The following is a 5,868-nucleotide window of genomic DNA, read 5'->3' on the forward strand; positions in this document are numbered from 1 at the left end:
GGTTGGAGTCGCGCCGGCCGCCGGAGTTGCCGTCGGCGAACGCCTCGTTGACGACGTCCCAGGCGTAGATCTTGCCCTTGTAGTGGCCCATCACGCCGTTGATGTGGTTGATCATCGCCTGACGCAGCGTGTTGCCCGACATCGACTGCATCCATCCGGGCTGCTGGCCGTGCCAGGCCAGCGTGTGGCCGCGGACCCGCTTGCCGTTCTGCACGGCCCAGTTGTAGACCCGGTCGCCGTTGGAGAAGTTGAACTGGTTCTGGTTGGGCTCGGTGGCGTCGATCTTCATCTCGTTCTCGGCCGTCACCATGTTGAACTCGCGGTTCGCGATCGTGGTGTAGGCCGAGTCGCCGAGCTTGCCGGCGGCGATGGCGGTGCCGAAGTAGCGGCCGCTCTGCGCGGCCGCGGCGCCGAGCGTGCTCGCCGCGGCGCCGGCGGGCAGCGTCGACGTCAGCGCCGTGATCGTGCCGAGTACACCGAGGGCACAGGCGAGCAGCATCCGGCGAGTGTTGCGTGATCGCCGGGATCGATCCAGGGGGGTGGCGTTCGTGCTCATGCCGGAGCCTCCACAACTGAGTCTCGGAAACAGCGGGAAAACGCGGCGACGCCCAAGCGTGCCCGCCGCCCCGACTATGACCGGGAACGCGCGCCACGAGGACGTCACGGAAAGGAGATCCCCGCCGCCACACCACCGATCCGACCGCGGAAAGCGCCTCGGGACCCAGTTTGGAAACCTGTCTGTAACATGTCAAAAGTGTCGATGGCGCCCTCTCGCGTCGGCGTCCGCGAACACGCTCCGACGTCGGTACCGTCCGCGGTGCCGTCGTGCCGGGACGGGATCGTCGATGAATCTTTCAGCACGTCGTGATCACAGTCCGTGGCGCCGGGCGCGCGGCTCCGCGGCGGGACGCCGCGTCAGATGGAGGCCGCGCCGCGCAGGTAGCCCACGATCATGTCGCCGATCATGCGGCGCTGGTGGGCGCGGTGTTCCGGCGCGGTCATGTCGCGCCCGAACAGCGCGCCGAAGGTGTGCTGGTTGGCCACGCGGAAGAAGCAGAAGGCGCTGATCATCATGTGCACGTCGATGGCGTCGGCCTCGGCGACGAACTCGCCGCTCGCCGTGCCGGCCGCGAGGATGCGCTCGATGAGGTCGAGCACCGGCGTGCCCAGGTTGGCCAGCGCCTCGGACTTGCGGATGTGCTCGGCGCGATGGATGTTCTCTATGGCGACGAGCTTGATGAACTCGCGGTGCGCGTCATGGTGGTCGAAGGTGAGCTCGGCCAGCGTGCGGATCGCCGCGACCGGCGCCAGGTGGTCGACGTCCACCGTGCGCTCCACCGCGCGCACCTCGGCGTAGGCCTTCTCCAGGACCGCGATGTACAGCTGTTCCTTGCTGCCGAAGTAGTAGTAGATCATGCGCTTGGTGGTGCGCATGAGGGACGCGATCTCGTCGACCCGCGCCCCCGCGTAGCCGTGCCGCGCGAACTCGTGCTGGGCGACCTCGAGGATCTCCGCCTTGGTGCGGTCGGCGTCACGCTGACGTTCCCTGGTGGCGGGCTGCGGGGTCATCCGCCCATCCTAGTGACCACCGGCGCGCTGCACGGCGAGCCGTATCGGGGCGTTGACCGCTCCGTACCCCTGGTAGCCGCCGGTTCGCTGGACGATCTCGAAGAAGACCCGGCCCAGCGTGACCGTGTAGAGGTGCAGGAACTCGCCGTGCTCGTCGCGGTCGTAGAGCACGCCCAGCTCGCGGAGCTCGCGGAGCGCGGGGTCGGCGTCGTAGCGCGCGGACAGGTCGTCGTAGTAGTTGCCCGGGATCGGCAGCAGCAGGTCCGGACGCCGGGCGCGCAGCCTGCGGGCGACGGCGAGCACGTCGCGGCACGCGAGCGCGACGTGCTGCCGGGCGATGTCGCCGGTGCCGACCTGGGCGAGGTTGAGCACCATGCGCACCGCGCCGCCGGGCGCCGACATCGCCTTGCTGCGGAGCAGGCCGTAGGGGTCCGCCACCTCCAGGCTCTCCTGCGCGCGCAGGCCGAGGACGCCGCGGTAGAACAGCGCGGCCTCGTCGAAATGGTGCCAGGGCTGGGTGAGCGCCACGTGGTCGATGCGGGTGATCTCTCCGGCGACCGGCCCGGCGGGGCTGAAGTCGCCGAGCCACGTCGCGTCGCAGAAGAAGATCTGGGTGCCGTCCGGGGCGGCGACCGCGTCGAGCGCCGCCTCCTGCCGCTCGCGCTCGCGCGGCAGGACCGGAGCCAGCAGCGCCTGGGCGTGGCCGGCGGCCTTGGCCGGATCGGGGGTGTCCAGCCCGATGGCGAGCAACGCGGGATCGCCCCCGGTGGCGTTGAGCAGCAGCCGCGCCCCGCCCTGCTCCCACAGCTCCACCGGTTTGGTGGGGTGGCGGCCGGTACGGGCGAATCCGAGCGCCGCGAGCACCTCGACGACGGCACCGGAGGCCGCCAGTTCGGCGAAGGCGAAGCCGGTGGGCGCGGCGGGGTGCGCGGACCCGTCCAGGGCCTGTTCGAGCGCGATGAGCGAGCGCATGCCGTCACGGGAGGTGCGTCCGGCGTCGGCCTGCCGGAAGTGGTCGTTGAACACCTCCAGCGACAGGGGGCCGGTGTATCCGGCGTTCAGCGCGTGGCCGGTCAGACCGGCGACGTCGAAGCCGCCCTGCCCGGGGAAGCAGCGATAGTGGCGGCTCCACTGGAGCACGTCCATCGCGAGCGGCGGCGCGTCCGCGAGCTGGAGGAAGAAGATCTTCTCGCCGGGGATCGCCTCGATGCCGATCGGGTCCGAGCCCCGCGACAGGATGTGGAAGCTGTCCAGGCAGACGCCCAGGTTCGGGTGGCCGGCAAGGCGCACGATACGCCAGGCGTGCAGATACTCGTTGACGTGCCTTCCCCAGGCCAACGCCTCGTAGGCGACGCGGATGCCGTGCGCGGCGGCCCGCTCGGCCAGCAGCCGCAGCTGGGCCGCGGCCAGCTCGTCGTCGTCGACCGCGTCGGGGGAGACGTTGGAGCAGACCAGCAGCATGTCCGCGCCGAGCCGCTCCATCACCTGGAACTTGCGCTCGGCCCGCCGCAGGTCGGGGACCGGCATCGCCTCGAAGTCACGCAGCGGCTGGTACAGGTCGATCGTCAGGCCCAGGTCGGCGGCGCGCAGCCGGATCTCCTCCGGCGGGAGCGGGCAGGCCAGCAGGTCGTTCTCGAAGATCTCCACGCCGTCGAATCCGGCGGCGGCGATCGCGGCCAGCTTCTCCGTCAGCGTGCCGCTCACCGACACGGTGGCGATGGACTTGCGCACGTCTCCTCCTCTAGGCGGTGACCAGGTCGACCAGGTGGGCGAGCATCCGCTCGGCGTCGGGGGTGCGGCCGGTGAACAGCCGGAAGGCGTGCGCGGCCTGGAAGACGACCATGCCGCCGCCGTCCAGCGTCCGGCACCCGAGCGCCCGGGCACGGCGCAGCAGCTCGGTCTCCAGCGGCCGGTAGACGATGTCGGCGACCCACAGGTCCGGGCGCAGCAGCGACGCGGGCAGCGGCAGGCCGGGGTGTCCCGCCATGCCGGTGGGCGTGGCGTGGGCCAGGCCGTCGGCGCCGGCGAGCAGCTCCGGCAGGTCGTCGTGGGTCGCCCGACGGGCGCGGCCCGCCCCGAACCGTCCGGTCAGCCCGGCGGCGAGCGCGCTCGCGCGCGCCGGGTCGGCGTCGACGAGGGTGACCTGGTCGGCGCCCATGGTGAGCAGCGCGTGCGCGACCGCCGCCCCCGCCCCTCCCGCGCCGAGTTGCACGATGCGCCGGGTGGGCGCGTCCGGGAGGCCGCGGGCGAAGGACTCGGCGAAGCCCGTCCAGTCGGTGTTGTGGCCGATGGCGCGCTCGCCGTCGAAGATGACGGTGTTGACCGCGCCCAGCATGCGCGCGTCCGGCGACAGCTCGTCCAGGTGGGGGATGACGGACTGCTTGCACGGGTGGGTGATGTTGAGCCCGTCGTAGCCGAGGCGGCGCGCCGCGCGGAGCAGCTCTCCGACGTCCGGTCCGAGGACGTCGGTGTCCAGCAGCCGGTAGATGTAGCGCAGCCCGTGGTGGGCGGCCTCGCGTTCGTGCAGCGCCGGGCTGAGCGACGGGCCGATGCCGGAGCCGATCAGCCCGGTCAGGAACGCGTCCATCGGTGTTTCCTCTCCGGCGCCGGACGCCTTGGGGGGCGTCGCGCGGGACGGCCTCGGGGGAGTGGGACAGGCTCTAATGTACGGACTAGTACGTTACTTCGCTAGACGTGGCAAGGGCGCGGCGCGCGGGACGGCCGTCCGCGCGGACGGGCTCCCGGCCGGCCCGGAGCCCCGCCGGCCGATCGGGACCGGAGGGCCGGCGAGCCGGTGGCGGCTTCGAGCCGGGCGACCTTGACATGTGACGGGGGTCACCTGCAGCATTGCCGCGACGTTAATTAACTACCTAGTTCGTAAACAGCGGGAAACGGTATCCGGGGGACCGTCGACCACGTCACCGAGGAGCCACACGTGACCGACAGCCCACCCCGCGTCAACCAGGGCACTCCACGCAAGGCGGCCGTCGCCGCGTGGATCGGCAGTGCCCTGGAGTACTACGACTTCTTCATCTACGGCAGCGCCGCCGCCCTGATCTTCTCCAAGGTCTTCTTCGACACCTCCGACCCCGCGACCGCCACCCTGCAGTCGCTGGCCAGCTTCGGCGTCGCGTACGCAGCCAGGCCGGTGGGCGCCGTCATCCTGGGCCACGTCGGCGACAGGTTCGGCCGGCGCAAGATCATGGTCTTCACCCTGGTCCTCATGGGCGTGTCCACCTTCCTGATCGGCTGCCTGCCCACCCGCGACCAGATCGGCGGCCTCGCCCCCGTGCTGCTGGTGCTCATGCGCATCCTGCAGGGCCTGTCGGCGGCGGGCGAGCAGGCCAGCGCCAACTCCATGACGCTCGAGCACTCACCCGAGGACCGCCGCGGCTACTTCACCAGCTTCACCCTCAACGGAACGCAGTTCGGCCAGATCCTGGCGACCCTGGTCTTCATTCCGGTGGCGGCCCTCCCTGAGGAACAGCTGCTCAGCTGGGGGTGGCGGGTGCCGTTCCTGCTCAGTGTCGTCGTCGCCGTGGCCGGCTGGGTCATCCGCAGGAGGCTCGCCGAGACGCCCGCGTTCGAACAGGAGGTCGCCCAGGGCACCGTGCCGAGGATGCCGCTAGCGGTGCTCTTCCGCGACCACTGGGCGAGCGTGCTGCGCGTCGTCTGCGCTGCCCTGATCGCCACCGTCAGCACGATCTTCACGGTCTGGGCGCTCAACTACGCCACCAGCGACGAGATCGGGCTCGACAAGGCGACCATGCTGTGGGTCAGCATCGCGGCCAACGTGGTCGCCCTCGCGGCCATCCCGCTGTGGGCCCGGCTGTCGGACCGCGTCGGCCGCAGGCCCGTCTTCCTCGTGGGCGCCGTCGGCAGCCCCATCATGATCTTCGCCTACCTCGCGGCGATCAACGCCAAGAGCTATCCGCTCGTCTTCACCGTCGGGATCCTCACGCTCGGCGTCGTCTACAGCGCCGCCAACGGCATCTGGCCCTCCCTCTATGGCGAGATGTTCAGCACCAAGGTGCGCATGTCCGGCATGGCGATCGGCACCCAGATCGGCTTCGCGATCGCGGGCTTCGCCGTCGCCTCCGCCGCCGGCATCGTCTCCCCGGACGGCTGGCTGGGCCTGCACGGATGGACCGGCGTCGGGATCTTCACCGCGATCCTCTGCGCCATCAGCGCGGTCGCGGTCGCCACCGCCAGGGAGACCCACCAGGTGCCGACCGGGGAACTGGGACGCCGCCCGGCGCGGCGGGAACCGGTCGCGTGACCGGCGCGCCGCGCCGGGCG

At 71.2% G+C, this 5,868-nt stretch carries 5 protein-coding genes; 1 reads left to right on the forward strand and 4 read right to left on the reverse strand.

All coding sequences use genetic code 11. The features are described from left to right. From ACFO60_RS40540 to ACFO60_RS40555, 4 genes are all read right to left on the reverse strand, one after another. A partial coding sequence (locus ACFO60_RS40540) for an endo-1,4-beta-xylanase (protein ID WP_380852799.1) occupies positions 1-499 on the reverse strand: 499 nt, incomplete at its 3' end. 416 nt (positions 500-915) lie between these two features. After that, on the reverse strand, positions 916-1,569 hold the full coding sequence (locus ACFO60_RS40545; protein WP_380852802.1) for a TetR family transcriptional regulator: 654 nt from the start codon (positions 1,567-1,569) through the stop codon (positions 916-918). Positions 1,570-1,578: 9 nt separating this feature from the next. Continuing rightward, complete coding sequence (locus tag ACFO60_RS40550; protein WP_380852805.1) at positions 1,579-3,300, reverse strand: bifunctional sugar phosphate isomerase/epimerase/4-hydroxyphenylpyruvate dioxygenase family protein; 1,722 nt, start codon at positions 3,298-3,300, stop codon at positions 1,579-1,581. A 10-nt stretch (positions 3,301-3,310) separates the two neighbouring features. Further along, positions 3,311-4,156, reverse strand: coding sequence for a shikimate dehydrogenase (locus tag ACFO60_RS40555; protein ID WP_380852808.1), 846 nt, complete (start codon positions 4,154-4,156; stop codon positions 3,311-3,313). Positions 4,157-4,504: 348 nt separating this feature from the next. Here ACFO60_RS40555 and ACFO60_RS40560 point away from each other — a divergent pair, with 348 nt between their 5' ends. After that, a complete protein-coding gene (locus tag ACFO60_RS40560) occupies positions 4,505-5,848 on the forward strand; it encodes an MFS transporter (RefSeq protein ID WP_380852811.1) in 1,344 nt (447 codons plus the stop codon). The last annotated feature ends 20 nt before the right edge of the window (positions 5,849-5,868 follow it).

It is taken from the genome of Sphaerisporangium dianthi (assembly GCF_042654065.1).
GTDB lineage: Bacteria > Actinomycetota > Actinomycetes > Streptosporangiales > Streptosporangiaceae > Sphaerisporangium > Sphaerisporangium dianthi.